Origin of the sequence: Pseudomonas cremoricolorata DSM 17059 = NBRC 16634, assembly GCF_000425745.1 — a bacterium.
GTDB classification, from domain to species: domain Bacteria; phylum Pseudomonadota; class Gammaproteobacteria; order Pseudomonadales; family Pseudomonadaceae; genus Aquipseudomonas; species Aquipseudomonas cremoricolorata.
Genome location: NZ_AUEA01000010.1, coordinates 169,752 through 187,602 on the forward strand (window position 1 = coordinate 169,752; position 17,851 = coordinate 187,602).

The 17,851-nt window shown below is 65.5% G+C and carries 20 protein-coding genes; 5 read left to right on the plus strand and 15 right to left on the minus strand.

Features of this window, described 5'->3' with window-relative positions; genetic code table 11:
- The first annotated feature begins 1 nt into the window (after nucleotide 1).
- Nucleotides 2–631 carry a pseudouridine synthase gene (locus H618_RS0113360; RefSeq protein WP_028695537.1) on the plus strand — a complete coding sequence of 210 codons (630 nt, stop codon included), beginning with the start codon at nucleotides 2–4 and terminating at the stop codon, nucleotides 629–631.
- A gap of 4 nt (nucleotides 632–635) precedes the next feature.
- Here the strand turns inward: H618_RS0113360 and H618_RS0113365 are convergent, their stop codons facing one another.
- Nucleotides 636–839 carry a DUF2788 domain-containing protein gene (locus H618_RS0113365; protein WP_028695538.1) on the minus strand — a complete coding sequence of 68 codons (204 nt, stop codon included), beginning with the start codon at nucleotides 837–839 and terminating at the stop codon, nucleotides 636–638.
- A 55-nt stretch (nucleotides 840–894) separates the two neighbouring features.
- Nucleotides 895–1,371, minus strand: coding sequence for an Lrp/AsnC family transcriptional regulator (locus H618_RS0113370; RefSeq protein ID WP_028695539.1), 477 nt, complete (start codon nucleotides 1,369–1,371; stop codon nucleotides 895–897).
- A gap of 394 nt (nucleotides 1,372–1,765) precedes the next feature.
- Here H618_RS0113370 and H618_RS0113375 point away from each other — a divergent pair, with 394 nt between their 5' ends.
- Nucleotides 1,766–2,599 (plus strand): DUF6515 family protein, encoded by an 834-nt coding sequence (locus H618_RS0113375; RefSeq protein WP_028695540.1) that lies wholly within the window; start codon nucleotides 1,766–1,768, stop codon nucleotides 2,597–2,599.
- Here H618_RS0113375 and H618_RS0113380 read toward each other — a convergent pair.
- Nucleotides 2,578–3,855, minus strand: coding sequence for an Hsp70 family protein (locus tag H618_RS0113380; RefSeq protein WP_028695541.1), 1,278 nt, complete (start codon nucleotides 3,853–3,855; stop codon nucleotides 2,578–2,580). The two genes, H618_RS0113375 and H618_RS0113380, sit on opposite strands and share 22 nt — an antisense overlap.
- A gap of 162 nt (nucleotides 3,856–4,017) precedes the next feature.
- Here H618_RS0113380 and cbpA point away from each other — a divergent pair, with 162 nt between their 5' ends.
- Nucleotides 4,018–4,971 (plus strand): curved DNA-binding protein, encoded by a 954-nt coding sequence (cbpA, locus tag H618_RS0113385; RefSeq protein WP_028695542.1) that lies wholly within the window; start codon nucleotides 4,018–4,020, stop codon nucleotides 4,969–4,971.
- Between the two features lie 2 nt (nucleotides 4,972–4,973).
- Nucleotides 4,974–5,279: a chaperone modulator CbpM gene (locus tag H618_RS0113390; RefSeq protein ID WP_028695543.1), complete on the plus strand. Its 306-nt coding sequence runs from the start codon at nucleotides 4,974–4,976 to the stop codon at nucleotides 5,277–5,279.
- On the opposite strand, the gene H618_RS0113395 is transcribed toward H618_RS0113390, so the two are convergent.
- Entirely contained in the window at nucleotides 5,266–5,799 is a 534-nt protein-coding gene (locus H618_RS0113395; protein WP_028695544.1) for a GNAT family N-acetyltransferase, read from the minus strand. The two genes, H618_RS0113390 and H618_RS0113395, sit on opposite strands and share 14 nt — an antisense overlap.
- Nucleotides 5,800–6,317: 518 nt before the next feature.
- Between H618_RS0113395 and H618_RS0113405 the strand changes: the two genes are divergently transcribed.
- Entirely contained in the window at nucleotides 6,318–6,617 is a 300-nt protein-coding gene (locus H618_RS0113405; RefSeq protein WP_028695545.1) for a hypothetical protein, read from the plus strand.
- A 56-nt stretch (nucleotides 6,618–6,673) separates the two neighbouring features.
- Here H618_RS0113405 and cycA read toward each other — a convergent pair whose 3' ends face one another.
- The 11 genes from cycA to H618_RS0113460 all read right to left on the minus strand — a co-directional run bounded on the left by cycA (nucleotide 6,674) and on the right by H618_RS0113460 (nucleotide 17,834).
- Nucleotides 6,674–8,068 carry a D-serine/D-alanine/glycine transporter gene (cycA, locus tag H618_RS0113410; RefSeq protein WP_028695546.1) on the minus strand — a complete coding sequence of 465 codons (1,395 nt, stop codon included), beginning with the start codon at nucleotides 8,066–8,068 and terminating at the stop codon, nucleotides 6,674–6,676.
- A gap of 283 nt (nucleotides 8,069–8,351) precedes the next feature.
- On the minus strand, nucleotides 8,352–9,713 hold the full coding sequence (locus H618_RS0113415) for a PepSY-associated TM helix domain-containing protein (protein WP_028695547.1): 1,362 nt from the start codon (nucleotides 9,711–9,713) through the stop codon (nucleotides 8,352–8,354).
- 64 nt (nucleotides 9,714–9,777) lie between these two features.
- Nucleotides 9,778–11,841, minus strand: coding sequence for a TonB-dependent copper receptor (locus H618_RS0113420; protein ID WP_028695548.1), 2,064 nt, complete (start codon nucleotides 11,839–11,841; stop codon nucleotides 9,778–9,780).
- Between the two features lie 62 nt (nucleotides 11,842–11,903).
- Complete coding sequence (locus H618_RS0113425) at nucleotides 11,904–12,332, minus strand: DUF2946 domain-containing protein (RefSeq protein ID WP_028695549.1); 429 nt, start codon at nucleotides 12,330–12,332, stop codon at nucleotides 11,904–11,906.
- A gap of 19 nt (nucleotides 12,333–12,351) precedes the next feature.
- Entirely contained in the window at nucleotides 12,352–12,834 is a 483-nt protein-coding gene (locus tag H618_RS0113430; protein ID WP_028695550.1) for a copper chaperone PCu(A)C, read from the minus strand.
- Nucleotides 12,835–12,881: 47 nt separating this feature from the next.
- On the minus strand, nucleotides 12,882–13,268 hold the full coding sequence (locus H618_RS0113435) for a DUF2946 domain-containing protein (RefSeq protein ID WP_028695551.1): 387 nt from the start codon (nucleotides 13,266–13,268) through the stop codon (nucleotides 12,882–12,884).
- A 116-nt stretch (nucleotides 13,269–13,384) separates the two neighbouring features.
- The gene (locus H618_RS0113440; protein WP_028695552.1) at nucleotides 13,385–14,236 is read right to left on the minus strand and encodes an SPFH domain-containing protein; all 852 of its coding nucleotides are present in this window, start codon (nucleotides 14,234–14,236) and stop codon (nucleotides 13,385–13,387) included.
- Between the two features lie 25 nt (nucleotides 14,237–14,261).
- A complete protein-coding gene (locus H618_RS0113445) occupies nucleotides 14,262–14,699 on the minus strand; it encodes an NfeD family protein (protein ID WP_028695553.1) in 438 nt (145 codons plus the stop codon).
- Nucleotides 14,700–14,819: 120 nt separating this feature from the next.
- Nucleotides 14,820–15,539 (minus strand): cobalt-precorrin-6A reductase, encoded by a 720-nt coding sequence (locus H618_RS0113450; RefSeq protein ID WP_028695554.1) that lies wholly within the window; start codon nucleotides 15,537–15,539, stop codon nucleotides 14,820–14,822.
- Entirely contained in the window at nucleotides 15,536–16,630 is a 1,095-nt protein-coding gene (locus tag H618_RS0113455) for a cobalt-precorrin-5B (C(1))-methyltransferase (RefSeq protein WP_028695555.1), read from the minus strand. The genes H618_RS0113450 and H618_RS0113455 overlap by 4 nt, the downstream gene beginning before the upstream one ends.
- Nucleotides 16,623–17,834 (minus strand): bifunctional cobalt-precorrin-7 (C(5))-methyltransferase/cobalt-precorrin-6B (C(15))-methyltransferase, encoded by a 1,212-nt coding sequence (locus H618_RS0113460; protein ID WP_028695556.1) that lies wholly within the window; start codon nucleotides 17,832–17,834, stop codon nucleotides 16,623–16,625. The genes H618_RS0113455 and H618_RS0113460 overlap by 8 nt, the downstream gene beginning before the upstream one ends.
- Nucleotides 17,835–17,851: the final 17 nt, after the last annotated feature.

Below are 17,851 nucleotides of genomic sequence, written 5' to 3' on the forward strand. Positions count from 1 at the left end.
CATGCCCCCGCCGTCCCGTCCCACCCCGCGTCGCCCAGTGCCGCGGCCTGCTGCCCCACGGCGTCAGGCCAAGGCGCCGCCGGCCGAGCCGCGGCTGATTCTGCTTAATAAACCGTTCGACGTGCTGACCCAATTCAGCGACGGCGAAGGCCGCGCGACGCTCAAAGATTTCGTCGATATTCCCGGCATCTACCCGGCAGGACGCCTCGACCGTGACAGCGAAGGGCTGTTGCTGCTGACCAACGATGGCCGCTTGCAGGCGCGCATTGCTGACCCTAAGCACAAGTTGCCCAAAACCTACTGGGTGCAAGTGGAAGGTGAAGTGAGCCAGGCACAGTTGCAGCAATTGCGCGACGGCGTACAGCTCAACGACGGCCCGACCTTGCCCGCCCAGGCACGGCAACTGGACGAACCAGCACTGTGGCCACGCACGCCGCCGGTACGCTTTCGCAAGAGCGTGCCGACCTGCTGGCTGGAGCTGGTGATTCGTGAGGGGCGCAACCGCCAGGTGCGGCGCATGACTGCGGCGGTGGGGCTGCCGACCTTGCGTCTGGTGCGGGTGCGTATCGGTGACTGGGCGCTCGATGGCCTGGAGCCTGGCAGCTGGCGCGAAGTACCGGCCAGGCTGTAGCCGTTCAGACGCCTTCGATCAGCGCCACCGCCACGCTCTTGATGATGAACGCCAACACGCCCAGGCCGAGCACGCCGAACAGGATCAATGTGCCGAAGCGGCCCGCTTGCGACTTCTTCGCCAGGTCCCAGACGATGAAGCCCATGAAGCCGATCAGCACGCTGACCAGGATGATCATCATCCACTCTTCGAAAACCGCCGGGTCCATCGCCATGCTCCATCAGCCGTGAGTCGGCCGGCGAGTATACGCCGGCAGGGCTGACTCAGCGCAGGTGGGTCAAGGGCATCTCGGTGCTGGCCAGCACCTGGTTGAGCACGAAACTGGAGCGCACGCTGGTGACCCCTTCGATGCGCGTCAGGCTGCCCAGCAGCAGTTTCTGGTAGTGGTCCATGTCCGGCACCACCACCTTGAGCTGGTAGTCGGCGTCCATACCGGTGACCAGGCAGCACTCGAGCACCTGCGGCAGGCTGCGAATCGCCGCCTCGAAGGTTTCGAAGCGCTCCGGGGTGTGGCGGTCCATGCCGATCAGCACATAGGCGGTCAGGCTCAGGCCGAGCTTCTTGCGGTCGAGCAACGCGACCTGGCGCGAGATATAGCCGTCGTCTTCCAGCTGCTTGACCCGCCGCGAACAGGGCGAGGGCGACAGGCCGATGCGCTCGGCCAATTCCTGGTTGGAAATCCGCGCATCGCGCTGCAATTCGGCGAGGATGCTCAGGTCATAACGGTCGAGTTTGCTCATGTATAAGGCCTTTTCTTTTCGGATTGCCGCGAATTATCAATAGAGAGTTAAAAATTGCGAAAGTGCTATTTATCTGAGCAATATTCGCAATCATCTGCCGGCAGCCTGGCGCTATCGTTATCCACAGAATCACTGCCCGGACATCAGTCCACAGCGAAGCGCCCTAGACGGGGCTTTGCGGCCAGCCATCCAATCGGATCGGCCAGGCCCCCGGGCTACACCGAGTCCACAAGACCCGGTGAGGTGAGCCGGTGTTATCCACGTCGAGCACGGACAACCATTCAAGAGGGAGGCCCCGCAGGCCTCCCTTTTTTCATGCCCAGGATTCATCGCGCGGGCGCAACGAACGCGTAGACTCAGCAGGCCTGTTGCCACTTTGCCTGAGAGAGACGCCATGAAGCCACGCCGTGGGCTCGATGCCTGTATTGCCGTGTTCTGCCTGAGCCTGACCGCCAACGCCCTGGCGCTCGGCCCTGCAGATGCGTCTGGTGCCGGCCCTGGTGCAGGCCCAGACCGAGGCCCAGTGCCTGCAGGCCAGTCGCCGCTCAATAGCCGCGACGAAGTGCGCCAGACCCAACCCCCCCGCCCAGGCTATTACCAGGACATCCCGCGACGAGACGGCGATTACCGCCGCTGGCAGGCCGGTGGTCCCGGCCAACGCCCGGGCGGCGAATGGCCCGGGCGTCCATCAGGGCATGGCGATGGCTGGGGTGGCGGCCCGCATTACCGGCCCGGTCAGCACATCGAGCGCTTCCCCGAGCGCTACTGGAAGATTCCTTACCGGGGTGATGAGTATTTCTATTCCGGCGGCTACTGGTATCGCCCCTATGGCAACGCCTACGTGGTGGTGACCCCGCCACGTGGCCTGCGCGTGGAAATGCTGCCTGACTATGCCCAGGAGGTCTGGCTGGGCGGAAGGCCGCTGTTCGTGGTTGCCGACACCTACTATCAGTACCTGCCCGGCAGCGGTGAGTACGTGGTGGTCGACCCTGCAGCGCCTGCACCGCTGCCGGGTGGTGCGGCGATGATCGATCCGTACCCGCTCAGCGGGAAAAGCCCCGAGCAACAGCAGCAGGACCGCTACCAGTGCTACCGCTGGGCGGTCAGCCAGACCGGCTTCGACCCGGCCAGCGCCAGCTACGCCCCGGCGCCGAGCGTGCTGCAGGGTTACCAGCAGGCCTTGGGTACGTGCCTGGCCAGTCGTGGTTACAGGCTCGACACGCCGTAACGTTTGCGCGCTTCGATGGCCAGGCCGCTGCCGATGCTGCCGAAAATGTTGCCTTCGACATGGCGGGCATTGGGCAGCATGGCCGCGACGCTGTTGCGCAGCGCTGGAATACCGCTGGAGCCGCCGGTGAAGAACACCGTGTCGACCTGTTGTTCAGTGACGCCCGCCTTGTTCAGCAACTCGCTAACGCTACCGCGTACACGTTCCAGCAATCCCTCGATGGCGCTCTCGAACAGCGCGCGGGTCAGCTCGGCGGTCAGGCCCGCTTCGACCCGGCTCAGGTCGATCTGCCGCGTCGTGTGTTCGGTCAGGTCGATCTTGCTCGCTTCGACTTCCATCGCCAGCCAGTGCCCGGCGCGCTGTTCGATGAGGTTGAACAGGCGGTCGATGCCGAGGGTGTCTTCGATGTCGTAGCGCATGCTGCCCAGCGCCAGTTGCGACTTCTTCGAGTACAGCGCGTTGATGGTGTGCCAGGTCGCGAGGTTCAGGTGGTAGCTGGTCGGCATCAGCGCCTGGCTCTTCATCCGGCTGCCATAGCCGAACAGCGGCATCACCCCTTGCAGACTCAGTTGCTTGTCGAAGTCGGTACCGCCGATGTGCACACCGCCGGTGGCGAGAATGTCGCTGTGGCGCTCGTCCTGGTGGTGACGCTCGGGCGACAGGCGAATCAGGCTGAAGTCCGAGGTACCGCCGCCGATGTCGACGATCAGCACCAGTTCTTCACGGCTGATGTTGGCTTCATAGTCGAAGGCCGCGGCGATCGGTTCGTACTGGAACGACACCTCCTTGAAGCCGATCTTGCGCGCCACCTCGGCCAGGGTGTCCTCGGCTTCCTGGTCGGCGGCCGGGTCTTCGTCGACGAAGAACACCGGGCGGCCCAGCACCACCTGCTCGAAGCTGCGCCCGGCGTTGGCTTCGGCGCGCTGCTTGAGTTCACCGATGAACATGCCGAGCAAGTCCTTGAACGGCAGTGCCGTGCCCAGCACGCTGGTGTCGTGCTTGATCAGCTTGGAGCCGAGCAAGCTTTTCAGCGAGCGCATGAGCCGGCCTTCATAGCCTTCCAGGTACTCGCCCAGGGCCTGGCGGCCGTAGACCGGGCGCCGTTCTTCGAGGTTGAAGAACACCACCGAAGGCAGGGTGATCTTGCCGTCCTCCAGCGCGATCAGCGAGTCGACCCCGGGACGATGCCAGCCGACCGTGGAGTTGGAGGTGCCGAAGTCGATGCCGCAGGCGCGGGCCGGTGATACGTCAGACATGAAGAAAAGCTTCCGGAGGCAAAACGGCCGCGCAGTGTATGCGAGTGCGCAGCTAAATCAAGACCGTCGATCTGCCTGGCAAAACCCCCAAGGTGACCTTGAACGGCTATTCTTGGGCCTTATCTTCAGTGGCAACACGTATTTCACATTGGTGACCCTTGGATGGACTTCAAAGACTATTACAAGATACTGGGCGTCGAGCCGACTGCTGACGACAAGGCCATCAAGGCCGCGTACCGCAAGCTGGCGCGCAAGTATCACCCCGATGTCAGCAAGGAGCGCGACGCCGAGGACAAATTCAAAGAGGCCAACGAGGCCTATGAAGTGCTCGGTGATGCGCAGAAACGCGCCGAGTTCGACGAACTGCGCAAGTACGGCGGCCAGCATGGCCGGCCGTTCCAGGCGCCACCGGGTTGGGAAAACCGCGGCGGTGCCGGGGCAGGCTTCGAGAACGGCGATTTCTCCGACTTCTTCAGCTCGATTTTCGGCAACCGTGGCGGCAGCCCGTTCGGCCGCGGCCAACAGCAGCGCAGCCCTGGCCGGCGCGGCCAGGACGTTGAACTGGAGCTGGCGATCTTCCTCGAAGAAACCCTGAGCAAGGACTCCAAGCAGATCAGCTTCCAGGTGCCGCAGAGCAATGCCGCCGGCCAGCGTACCGGCTTCAGCACCAAGACCCTCAACGTGAAGATTCCGGCCGGCGTGGTCGATGGCGAGCGTATCCGTCTGAAGGGTCAGGGCGCGCCTGGCATTGGCGGCGGCGCCAACGGCGACCTGTTCCTGACCATCCGCCTGGCCCCGCACCCGCAGTTCGACGTCGAAGGCCACGACCTGATCATCACCGTGCCGCTGGCGCCGTGGGAAGCCGCACTCGGCACCAAGGTGGCCGTGCCGACCCTCACCGGACGCATCAACCTGACCATCCGCCCCGACAGCCAGAGCGGCCAGCGCCTGCGGGTCAAAGGCATGGGCCTGGCCAACAAGCAGGGGGAGCGCGGCGATCTGTACGCCCAGCTCAAGGTGGTCATGCCGAGTCAGTCCGATGCCACCAGCCGTGAACTGTGGACCCAACTCTCACAGCATGCCGCCTTCGATCCGAGGGCCCACTGGAGTAAGTGACCATGAGCAGCACCCTGATCGTGCAACTGGACATGCGTACCCTGTGCCGTGAAGCCAACGTGTCTGCCGACTATGTCATCGAGATCGTCGAGCATGGCATCGTCGAACCGAAGGGACGAACGCCGGATGAGTGGCTGTTCGACGATCAGGCGCCGCTGCTGGCCAAGCGCGCGGCCAAGCTGCGCGAGCAGTTGCAGCTGGAGTGGGAAGGGGTGGCGCTGGCCCTGGAGTTGCTGGAGGAAGTGCAGCACCTGCGCACCGAGAACAGCATGCTGCGCCAGCGCCTGGGCCGATTCACGCAGGTGTGATCGCGGCGGGCGGTTGTGCCTGATTGTCCAGTTGCACCTGCATGAAGGTCAGGTCCAGCCAGCGACCGAATTTCACCCCTACCTGTGGCATCTGTCCGGTCACGACGAAGCCCATGCGTTCGTGCAGACGAATCGAAGCGGCATTGCCGCTCTCGATGGCTGCCACCATCACATGCTTGCCACAGCCGCGAGCACGCTCGATCAGCGCTGTCATCAACTGCCCAGCCAGACCTCTGCCACGCTGATCGTGGCGGATGTACACCGAGTGCTCGACGGTCAGGCGAAAGCCCTCGAACGGGCGCCAGTCGCCGAACGAGGCATAGCCGAGCACGCCGCTGGCATCCACCGCCACCAGAATCGGATAACCCTGCTGCGCCCGGGCCTCGAACCACGCCTGGCGGTTGGCGAGGTCTACCGGCTGTTCATTCCAGATCGCCAGGGTGTTGTGCACGGCGTCGTTGTAGATGGCGAGGATGCCGGGCAGGTCGTCTGGTGAGGCTTCGCGGATGGCAAGGGTCATGGAGGCTATTCGTTCGCGGTTGGAGGAATTGGGCAGGCGCGCGCGGGCGGGATCGGCGGTCTTGGCATTTATAGGGGGGATGGAAGACCTCGTCCAGCGTTCCGAGCCGTGATGGGACCTTCTGCCAGGCAGGCTCCCCAGTTCTGTCGGCAGCGCAGCAAGCGGGTCAACTAACGTTTTGACACGTTCTGGAGACTTGAGTACCGTGCGCCACCGCAGTAGATTCTGCGGCACGGGATTGGCGTCCCGTTGTCGGAAATCGGACACCGCTCACATACGAGCGTCGTGTCTCGCAGGGCTGTACCCGTTATGGGCGGAGCCGTGTGTGGGAGCCTTCGGGCTCACCGGACTCCGACCGGCAACGCCAACCCGCACGGCTCCGTCCACCCATATTGGCGTATGGACACGGAGTGACATTTCGGAAGCGTTGCAAGGAGTCGCACCATGTTCAAAAAGATCGTCCCGGACCCACCCTGCCTATCTTTCAAGCGCCTCTTTTACGCCCAAGAGGTACGCCCATGAGCTTGCCATCTAGCAGCCCTCCCAATCCTGAGGCTTCTCGTCCAGTCACCGCCTGTACAGCATTCGGCACCTGCAACCATGCCCACGAGCCTACGTTCACGGTTCGCGAGGGGATCGATGGTGAAGATGCCCTGGTGTGCGCTGTCGCCGCATTGAAGGCCGCGTACGAAACCAACGCGGTCGCGCTGGAAAAAGCGGACGAGCCGCTGCGCAGCCTACTGGTGGCTACTGAAAATTCGCTAGAGAAAGGTTTGGCGCTGGCTGAGGCCGTACTAGAGGGCATCGAAGCCGAGTAGCTGAAACGAAAATGGGCGCTATTCATGCTTGAAGAGCGCCCATTTGCGGTCATGGATCAGCGGCGAACCTGCCGCTTGCGCCGCACGAACTGATACGTCACCGCCAGCACCACGAACCACAGCGGCGTAACCAAGAGCGCCGAGCGGGTGTCGGCTTCCAGGCTCAGCAGCACCAGGATGAAGGCGAAGAAGCTCAGGCACACGTAGCACATCACCCGCCCGCCAGGCATCTTGTACTTCGAGGCCTGGTGCAGGGCGGCGCGGCGTTTGCGGTAGGTCAGGTACGACAGCAGAATCAGCGTCCAGACGAACATGAACAGCACCGCCGACACCGTGGTCACCAGGGTGAAGGCTTCGACCACATCCGGCACCAGGTAGATCAGCACCGCACCGAGCATCAGGCACACGCAGGAGAACAGCAGGCCGTTGGCCGGCACCGCGCGACGCGAGAGTTTTTCGAACGACTTCGGTGCGTCGCCTTCTTGGGCCAGGCCGTAGAGCATGCGGCTGGTGGAGAACACGCCGCTGTTGGCCGAGGAGGCCGCCGAGGTCAGCACCACGAAGTTGATGATGCTCGCCGCCGCCGGCAGGCCGGCCAGCACGAACAGTTCGACGAACGGGCTCTTGCCCGGCACCACGTCACGCCACGGCGTGACCGCCATGATGGTGATCAGCGCCAGCACGTAGAACACAATGATCCGCACGGGAATCGAGTTGATCGCCCGCGGCAAAGTGCGCTCGGGGTTCTTCGCCTCGGCTGCGGTGGTGCCGACCAGCTCGATGCCGACGAAGGCAAACACGGCGATCTGGAACCCGGCGAAGAAGCCCATCAGGCCATGCGGGAACATCCCTGCGTCATTCCACAGGTTGGCCAACTGTGCAGTGCTGCCGCCGGGCGAGACGAAGCCGGTGATGACCATGTACAGGCCGGTGGCGACCAGGCCGAGAATGGCGACGATCTTGATCATGGCGAACCAGAATTCGGTTTCGCCGAACATCTTCACCGTCACCAGGTTCAGCGACAGCAACAGCGCCACGCAGCTCAGCGCCGGTATCCATTGCGGCAGGTCGGGGAACCAGAACTGCGAGTACGCGGCGATCGCCACCACATCGGCGATGCCGGTGATGACCCAGCAGAACCAGTAGGTCCAGCCGGTGAAATAACCGGCCCAGGGGCCGAGCAGGTCGGCGGAGAAGTCGATGAACGATTTGTACTTGAGGTTCGACAGCAGCAGCTCACCCATCGCCCGCATGACGAAGAACAGCATGAAGCCGATGATCATGTAGACGAAGATGATCGACGGGCCGGCGAGGCTGATGGTCTTGCCCGAACCCATGAACAGGCCGGTGCCGATGGCGCCGCCAATGGCGATCAGTTGGATGTGACGGTTGCTTAGGTTGCGTTGCAGGTGCGGATCTTCTGGGGGCGTCGCGGTGGTGGTCCGGGTCATGGGGCATTCCATTAGGCTCTGTATGAAAAGCCCTGATACTTGGTGATACTGCGTTGAAAACAGCCTCGGAATGCTCATTTACAACCAGTAAACTCCGCTTCCTCGGCTGTTTTCGCCTTGCCTCCCCGGCGTCTCAGGGCTTTTCATACAGAGCCAAGGGGCCGTCTTCTTCAGAGACGTAGCCGCGTAGGCTAACACGCGCGTTCCAGGTCGTGGCGCGACAGATCGCCTCGATAACCCCGGTGCAGGACCGACTGCGCGGTTGCGCAATCGGCCCATGGCCCTAGGCGCTAGCCGTTCGACCTCGCCGCAACAGTAGGCTGTCGAATGCCCACAATAGCAGCATCGACACCCCCACCAGCGGGAACGCCAGGCCCAGCACCAGCATCACCCCGATCGCGGCTTTCCAGCGCGGCAGGTCATGGCGCAGCGGCGGCACGCCCAAGCCTTGGGCCGGACGGCGCATCCACCACATCACCAGACCACTGACCGAACCGAGCAGGATCATCAGGCAGATGAGCAGCACGATGATCTGGTTCAGCGGCCCGAACATCTTGCCCTCATGCAGCTTGACGCCAAGCTCGGTGGCGCGGGCCACCGGGCTGTAGTCGTGCCAGCGCACATCGGCCAGCACCTGGCCGGTGTACTGGTCGACATGCAAGGTGGCGTCGTTGCGCGGGTCGTCGGCGAACACTGAAACAGTGAACACGCCCTCGGCGGTGGTCGGCAGGGTGATGCTGTAGCCTGGCTCGATGTGCCGGGCGCTGGCGATGTCTTCGACCTGTTGCAGACTCACCTGCGGCGCAGCCGGTGCGCTGGAATGCGTCCCATGGCCGGCCTGCTCGGCATGCGCGCCGGAGGCTGGCATGGGGGTATTTTCCAGCGCCCAAGGCACGGTCTGGCGGTGCGCGGCATTCAGCTCACCGGCCTGGCGATCGGACTGCGGCACGTCGGTCCACATCGCAGCCGGAAAGCGGTTCCACAGCTCGGCGTACTGCTTGCCCCACAGGCCGGTCCAGGTCATGCCGCTGAGCAGCATCACCAGCAGCAGACCGGCGCCCCAGAAACCGCTCACCGCATGCAGGTCGCGCCACAGCACGCGGCCCCTGGCATTCAAGCGCGGCCACAGCACGCCACTGCGCCGCCCACGCGGCCACCACAGGTACAGCCCGGACACCACCAGCACGATGCCCCAACCGGCGGCCAGCTCGATCAGGCGATCGCCGAGGGTGCCGATCATCAGTTCGCTGTGCAGGGCGCGGGCGATGGCTTGCAGGTTGCGCTTGCCGTCCTGAGCGCCGAGCAGCTTGGCGCTGTAGGGATCGACGAACACATTCAGCTCGCGACCGCCGTCATGCACCACGAACTGCGCGCTGCGGGTATCGGCCGCAGGCGGCAGGTATTGACCGATGTGGCCCTTGGGGTAGGCCTGCTGCACCTGGCTCAGCAGGTGATCGGCGTTGTGCCGGTGCTCGCCGGCCTCGACCACCATCAGCTCGCGGTACAGCAGCGGGTCGAGCTGGGGCTTGAACAGGTAGACGATGCCGGTCAGCGCCAGCACGATCATGAACGGTGCAACGAACAGCCCGGCGTAGAAATGCCAGCGCCAGGCCAGGGAATAGAACGAAGTACGGGGTGCACGCACGATAACCTCCCGACTCATCAGGTCAGGTAAGGGGGCGCAGCTCGTGCTGCGCCCGTCGTTGTTGTCAGAAGGTGAAATCGACTTTGGTCCACAGGGTGCGGCCAGGCTCATTGACCGCCTGCGGGTCCTGCGCCGGATAGCCGAAGCCTGCGTTGCCGGCCAGGTTCAGGTGCTCGGCATAGGCTTTGTCGAACAGGTTATCGACACCGGCACTGAGCTTGAGGTTGGCGTTGACCTTGTAAGCGCCGTTGAGCGAGAACACGCCGAAACCTGCGCTTTTCTCGTAGTCCTTGCCCACCACGTTGCCTTGGTTGACCGCCACCCGGTTCTGCGCCGCCGCCAGCCGCCAGAGGCTGCCGACGCTCCAGGCGTCGCGGCTGTAGGTCAGGCCCAGGCGGCTTTCCAGCGGCGGCATCTGCGGTAGAGCCTTGCCGTCGCTGCTGTTCTTGCCCCAGGCGTAGGCCAAGGTGGCATCGGCCTTCCAGCGCTCGCTGAGCGTGTAGGCTGCACCCAGCTCACCGCCCATGATGCGCGCGTCGATGTTCTGCGCTTGGCTGGTTGGCCCCATCATGCCGCTGCGGTAGTCGAACAGAATGAAGTCGCGGACCTGGCCGACATAGCCCGAGGCCCAGGCTTGCAGGCGCTCGTCGCGGTACTGGATGCCGACATCGAGCTGGGTGGTTTTCTCAGGCTTGATGCCGTCGAAGGCATTGGCCGAACCGGCTGGCCCCTGCTTGAGCGAGAACAGCTCCCAGTAATCGGGGAAGCGCTGGGCATGCCCGAGGCCGATGTAGCTGGTGGCGTTCAGGGCTGAGAGGTCGTGCTCGTAGCGCACGAAACCGCTGGGCAGCGTGTCGGCGCGGGTGTCGCCGCTGGTGGCGATGTTCTGGCGGAAATCGCGGGCCGAGGCGCGGTCCAGACGCGCACCGCTGATCAGTCGATCTTCGCCGGTGGCGTACCAGGTCAGTTCGCTGAACACGCCGTAGTTGTGGAAGTCGGCGTCCTTGGTCCAGGCCTTGCCACGGTGCGCATCGACCCCCATGCCGCCGCGCTTGCGGTGTTCGTTGGTCTGCGCATCCAGGCCGCTGATCAGCTGCACATCGGCCCAGCGCCAGGTGGCCTTGACCCGTGCGCCCAGGGTGCGTCGGTCGACGTTGCTGACCATCGGCATGCCCATCATGCCGCTGCCGGAGGGCCGGCGCAGGCTGTAGTTGTCCATTACGTGGTCGGCGTAGTTGTAGTAGACCTGCGCCTCGACCTTGTCGAGCACCTCGCCGAGGTTGGATTTCTCGAAACGCAGGCCGAGGCTTTCGCGCTTGAACTGCGAACCGTCCATGCCGCGTCCGGCATAGCGGGCTTCGCCGTCGCCCTTGCCGGCGGTCAGTTCCAGCAGGGTGTCGCTGTCGGGCGTCCAGCCCAGGGCGACATCGCCGTTCCATTTATCCCAGCGCGACGGCACGCGGTCGCCGTGGCCATCGTCGTAGTCGCCGGCGCGCGACTGGTTGCCGACAAAGCGGGCATAGCCGTCACGGTTGCCGGCGGCGGCGTCCAGCACTTTGTCGAAGCGCCCATTGGAGCCGGCCAGCAGGCTGGCGTTGACCCGGCTGCCAAGCTCGCCGAACTGCTCCGGCTCGCGCTCGAAGAGCACCGTGCCAGCCGAGCCGCCCGGGCCCCAGACCACGCTTTGCGGGCCTTTGATCACCGTCAGGCGGTCGTAGGTTTCCGGAGAGATATACGAGGTTGGCGCGTCCATCCGGTTCGGGCAGGCGCCGAGCATCACGCCGCCGTTGGTGAGGATGTTCAGCCGTGAGCCGAACATGCCGCGCAGCACCGGATCACCGTTGGTGCCACCGCTGCGAATAGCCGAGAAGCCGGGGATGGTTTTCAGGTAATCGGCGCCATCGCTGGCCGGCACCGGCTGGCGAGGGTCCTTGGGGTTGGTGGTGACGGTCAGCGGCGAGCTGGGCGCCACGGCGGTGATTACCGTGGGGCTCAGCTCGGGCTGCTCGGCCGCGTGCGGGCTGTGGCTGAGGTCGGCCGCCAGGGCCACGGGGGCGATCAGCGAGCCACAGAGCAGGGCGATGCTGCCGCGCAGGGAAAGTGCAGGTGCAAAGGTACAGCCGGACATAAGTATTCCAGTCGATCAGTCAGGGGTGAGCGCGAAGCGCGAGGCTCCGGGCAATGGCGAGATCAGACGATCAGCGACTGGGGCGGGGCGCGGCTGCGGGCGCCGGGGAATACCGCCTGGGCGGCGTGGCCGGACTGCACGGCCAGGGCCGCAGCGATGGCCGGTGGCTGGTGGCCGAGGGTGAGCGGGCTGAGGTTCTGTGGCAGCGCCGGGCAGTTGAACAGCAGGCTGCAGTAGCCGCATTTCTCCCACAGCACATGCAACTGACCATCGTTCGCCGGGGCGTGCTGGCCGTGGCCGTGCTCGCTGGCCATGGGCATGTCCATGGGCATCGCCATGTCCATGCCGGCGTGATGGTTCATCGGCATCGACTGGGAAACCAGTGGGCCGATGAAGATCATCCACATGGCGAACAGGCTCAGCCAGCCGCCACCGACGCGCCTGCGAGCAGGGCGGGTGGTGCGGACGTGCCTGTGGCGCGAGAGGCTCATGGAGCGGGGGTGTCAGCGATCAGTGGGCGTGGCTGTGATCCTGCTGTTCAGCGGGCGCCTGCTGCTGCACGGCGACCTGTACGGTGACATCGCCCGCACGCTGGAAATGCAGCGTCAGCGGGAAACGCTGGCCGGCGACCAGCAGGCTGCGGTCCTGCGGTTGCAAAATCATCACGTGATAGGCGCTGGGGGCGAAGGTGAGGTCTTTGCCGGCGGGCACCTCGATGCTGTCGACCTGTTGCATCTTCATCGCACCGCCTGCGCCCTGCACATGCTCGTGCAGCTGCGCATCGGCGCTCAGCGGGGTGTCGACCGAGAGCAGACGGTCATCTTCCTGGCCGTTGTTGTGCACGACGAAATAGGCCGCGACGTTCGGCGCGTTGGGCGGCAGGGCCAGCGACCAGGGGTGGGCGATGTGCAGGTCACCGACACTGTATTCATGGGCACTGGCGAATGCGCCGGGCAGCAGCAGGGCGGCCACGACGAGGGCTTGCTTGAGCATGATGAAGCTCCGATCGATTGAGGTTCAGGCGGGCAGCGCTGGATGACTCAAGCGAGGGGAGAGGCGCGAGGATTGATGCCAGGCCATTGCTGGCGCGGCGTGGGTCGGTAGGTGGGGTGCTCGTCGAGCGCACCGATGACCCGTTGTGGCGGTGTGCGCAATTGCGGCGCCTGGCCGCCGAGGGCCAGCAGCGGCGCGGCGCCCGAGCAGCACCAGCAGTGCTGCATGTTCGAGTGGTCGTCCTGCGACTGGCCAAGATCGATCTTGGCCAGCCCTTGCACGTGCGCCAGTGCCTTGCCACCGCTGGTACAGAACGCGCCCCACAGCAGCTGCTCGGCCGGGCCTTTCGACGCGGCGGCAGAGAGCGGCATGGCCAACAAGTTGAACAGCACTGCCAGGCAGGCGATCCAGGCGATGTGGCGACGTGGGGGCATGGAGAGATCCGGTCAGGAATCAGGTGCGCATTGTACGGCGCAGTATAGGGAAAAATATCACCGTGCGGTGATGTGCCGCAGTCGCGCGGCACACCCCCTTGGACTGCGACCCAGGGTCAGGCTTTGCGACCGAGCAGGCCGCGTACGGTTTCCTGCAGGTCGGCAGGCAGCACCACGATCTTGGCGTTGTCGCTGGCGGCCAGGGTTTCCATGGCGCCGATGTAGCGCTCGCCCAGCAGGTACATGGCCGGCGTGGTTTCGCTGCCGATCGCCTCGCGCACCAGGGTGATCGAACGGGCCGAGGCTTCGGCCAGGTTGATCTGCGCCTCGGCATCCAGACGCGCCGACTGCATGCGTGCTTCGGCTTCGAGAATCGCCGCCTGCTTGGCACCTTCTGCGCGGGTCACTTCGGCCTTACGCTCACGTTCGGCGGCGGCCTGACGCTCCATGGCGACCTGCATGCTCGGCGACGGCTTTATGTCCTGGATCTCGACCGAGCGCACGGTGACGCCCCAGTCTTCGGTCTGCTCGGACATCGCTTCGCGCAGGCGCGCCTTGATCTGCTCGCGGCTGGACAGGGCTTCGTCGAGGTCCATGGCACCGATGATGGCGCGCAGCGAGGTCATGGTCAGGCTGGTGACGGCGAAGGAGAAGTTCTGCACGCCGTAGGAGGCTTTCTGCGGGTCGACGACCTTGGCGAAGCACAGCGCGTTGGCGACGATGACGGCGTTGTCGCGGGTGATGATTTCCTGCTGCTGCACGTCGAGGATGATGTCCTTGGTCGGCAGGCGATAGGCGACCACGTCCATGTAGGGGATGAGGATGTTCAGGCCGGGCTTGAGGGTGCTGTGGTAGCGACCCAGGCGCTCGACGATCCACTCCTCGCCCTGGGGCACGATGCGCACCCCCTTGAACACGGTGATCAGAACGAACAGGGCAAGGGTGATGGCGACGATCAGGCTGGTCATGATGCAGCGTCCTTTGGTTGCGGATTCAGGCCCGGGTGATGCGGGCGGTGTTGCCTTCTATGGCGGTCAGGCGCACGCGCTCGCCCGCAGCGATGTCGGTGTCGGCGACACAGACCCATTCTTCGTTGCCCAGAACCGGCTTCTGGAAGCGCACGCGGCCTTTCTGGAATTCGGACACGCTTGCGGTGAGCAGCCCCACCTCACCAATGACACTGTCGGCGGTCCAGCGCGTATCGGCCTTCTTGCGCCGAAACAGCTTGAACCAGAGCAGGGTGGTGACCGATGAGAACAGCACCCAGAGCAGCACCTGGGTGGCCAGGTTGAGGCTGGGGGCGACGAGGGCGATGAGAGCGACCAGCACGGCGCCGATGCCGAACCAGATGATGAAGAAGGTCGGCAGGATCAGTTCGAGCAGGATCAGCGCGACACCGAATACCAGCCAGGTCCACCATTGCATGTCCATATGGAAGGTCTTCCGAAAAGAGAACGCGCAGCTTACGGCAGATCAGTGGCCGCCGACCATGACCTGAGCTCTGCAACACGTGCAGGAAAGATCCTCAGTGGCTGTAAGACCGAGCCGCGATCACAGCGCCAATGCCGCCAGTAGCTGATCGACCTGGACGAACTCGCGGTCCACCGCTGGCAATGCCGGGCGCTTGAGCACCAGCACCGGGATACCCCGTTCACGCGCCACCTGCAATTTCGGCTCGGTGGCAACGCTGCCGCTGTTCTTGCTCACCAGCACGTCGATTGCGCGGCGCTGGAACAGCGCGCGCTCGCCTTCGAGAGTGAACGGGCCACGGGCGCCAATCACCTCGCAGCGCTCATTGCCAGGGCAAGCGTCGAGCGCGCGCAGGGTCCAGAACTGCTCGGGCGGGATCTCTGCCAGATGCTGTAACGGCTCGCGGCCCAGGGTGAACAGTGGCCGGCGAAAGCTGCGCAATGCGCCGACCAGTGCAGGCCAGTCGTCGACCTCGCGCCAGTCGTCACCGCACTGCGCTTGCCAGGCCGGTCGCCGCAGCGCCCAGCAGGCAACGCCGGCGGCGCGCGCAGCGAGTGCCGCGTTGTGGCTGATTTGCGCAGCATACGGATGGGTGGCGTCGATCAGCAGGTCGATGCCGGCTTCACGTAAGTACTGCGCCAGGCCGTCGGCGCCGCCGTAGCCGCCGACCCGCACCTGGCAGGCCAGGTCGGTCGGCACCCGGCCGACGCCGGCCAGGCTGTAGATGTGTTCGGGGCCAAGCCTGCGCGCGATCGCCAGGGCTTCGGTGACGCCGCCCAGCAGCAGGATGCGCCGACTCATGCCACCCCCGCCGTGCCGACGATGCCACCTTGGCGGTCGATGGCGAACACCTCCACCTGCACCTGCGCCGGCACCACGCTGCGGGCGAAGGCCCGGGCGTGGGCGCACACGGCATCACCCAGGCGCACGCCCTCGGCATGTGCCAGGGCCAGCGCCTGCTGGCTGGTGTTGGCGGCGATGATCGCCTGTTGCAGCGCAGCGTCGGCGCCGAGGTCGGCGGACCAGGCGGCCAGTTGCGGCAGGTCGATACTGGAATGGCGGCTGTGCAGATCCATGTGCCCGGCGGCCAGCTTGCTGATCTTGCCGAAGCCGCCACACAGGCTCAGGCGCGCCATGGGCACGCGGCGCAGGTGCTTGAGCACGGCGCCGACGAAGTCGCCCATTTCGATCAGGGCGATGTCCGGCATTGCATACACCCGGCGCATGCAGTCTTCGCTGGCGTTGCCTGTGCAGGCGGCGATGTGCGTGTAGCCGTTGCTCTGGGCGACGTCGAGGCCTTGCTGGATGGATGCGATATAGGCGGCGCAGGAAAACGGTCGGACGATGCCGCTGGTGCCGAGAATCGACAGCCCGCCAAGGATGCCCAGGCGTGGGTTCATGGTCTTGAGGGCCAGTTGCGCGCCGTCGCGCACGTTCACCGTGACCTCGAAACCGCCTTCGAAGCCGTGCTCACCGGCCAGCTGTTGCAGGTGCTCGCTGATCATCCGCCGCGGCACCGGGTTGATTGCCGGCTCGCCCACCGCCAGCACCAGGCCGGGGCGGGTGACGGTGCCGACGCCGGTGCCTGCGACGAAGCGGATACCGGGGGTGTCGAGCAGGCGCACCTGGCTATAGAGCAGGGCGCCGTGGGTCACGTCCGGGTCATCGCCGGCATCCTTGAGCGTGCCCGCTTCGGCGCCCTGCGCGCAGGTGCGGCAGAACTCCAGGCGCATCTGCACGACCTTGCCCTTGGGCAGGGTGATGTGCACGGCATCGGCGCTGTGCCCGGTCAGCAGCAGGCGCGCGGCGGCCAGGCTGGTGGCGGTGGCGCAGCTGCCGGTGGTCAAGCCACTGCGCAGCGGCGCGGGCTGTTCGCGGGTTTCTTCACGCATCGAGGGGCTTGAGCGCCTCCAGCAGGGTGATTGGCAGGGCCTGGCGCCAGGTGTCGAAGCTGCCCAGCGGCTGCGCCTGGGCAATGTGGATGCGGGTCAGCTCGCCGCCGTGCTGCTGGCGAAAGTGCGCCAGGGCAAGCTCGCTTTGCAGGGTCACGGCGTTGGCTACGAGCCGCCCGCCGGGTCGCAGTGCCGCCCAGCAGGTGTCCAGTACCCCGTCGCGGGTGACGCCGCCGCCAATGAACACCGCGTCGGGGCGCTCCAGACCCTGCAGGGCCTCGGGTGCGCTGCCGCGGATCAACTGCAGGCCGGGCACGCCGAGGGCATCACGGTTGAATTCGATGAATGCCTGGCGGCCAGCATCGGCCTCGATGGCCAGCGCTCGACAGCTGCGGTGGGCGCGCATCCACTCGATGCCGATCGAGCCGCAGCCGGCGCCGACATCCCACAGCAGCGCGCCGGGCTGCGGCGCCAGGCGCGCCAGGGTGATGGCGCGGACATCGCGTTTGGTCAGTTGGCCATCGTGGCGGAAGGCGTTGTCGCTGAGCCCTGCCAAGGGCGACAGCGGCGTGGCAGCGGGCCCGGCCAGGCAGTCGACGGCGATCAGGTTGAGCGCCGCGACACGGGCGTGCGGCCAATCCTCGGCGCAACCGTGCAAGCTGCGTTCATCACTGCCGCCCAGGTGCTCGAAGACCTGCATTCGGCTGGGTCCGAAGCCGCGCTCGCACAGCAGCGCGGCGACGGCTGCGGGGGTGTCGCCATCGTTGCTCAGCAGCAGCAGGCGCACGCCGCTGTACAGCTCGGCGTTCAGCGCCGTCAGGGGGCGGGCCACCAGCGACAGCACGCTCACCTCTTGCAGCGGCCAGCCCAGGCGCGCTGCGGCCAGGGCGCAGGAGGAGGGCATCGACAGCACGCGCAGCTCGTCTGCCGGCAGCTGCCGCGCCAGGCTGGCGCCGACGCCATAGAACATCGGATCACCACTGGCCAGCACGCACACCGGCTGGCCACGCAGCGCCAATACCGGCGCCAGACTGAACGGACTCGGCCAGTTGACCTGCGCCGCGCTGACGCAGCGTGGCAGCAGCGCCAGTTGCCGCGGGCTGCCAAAAATCTGCCCGGCCGCCAGCAGCGCACGCCGGGCCTGTTTGCCCAGGCCGCTGAAGCCGTCTTCGCCGATGCCCACTACCGTCAGCCAGGGTGTCATGTGTTCCTCGAATGCAT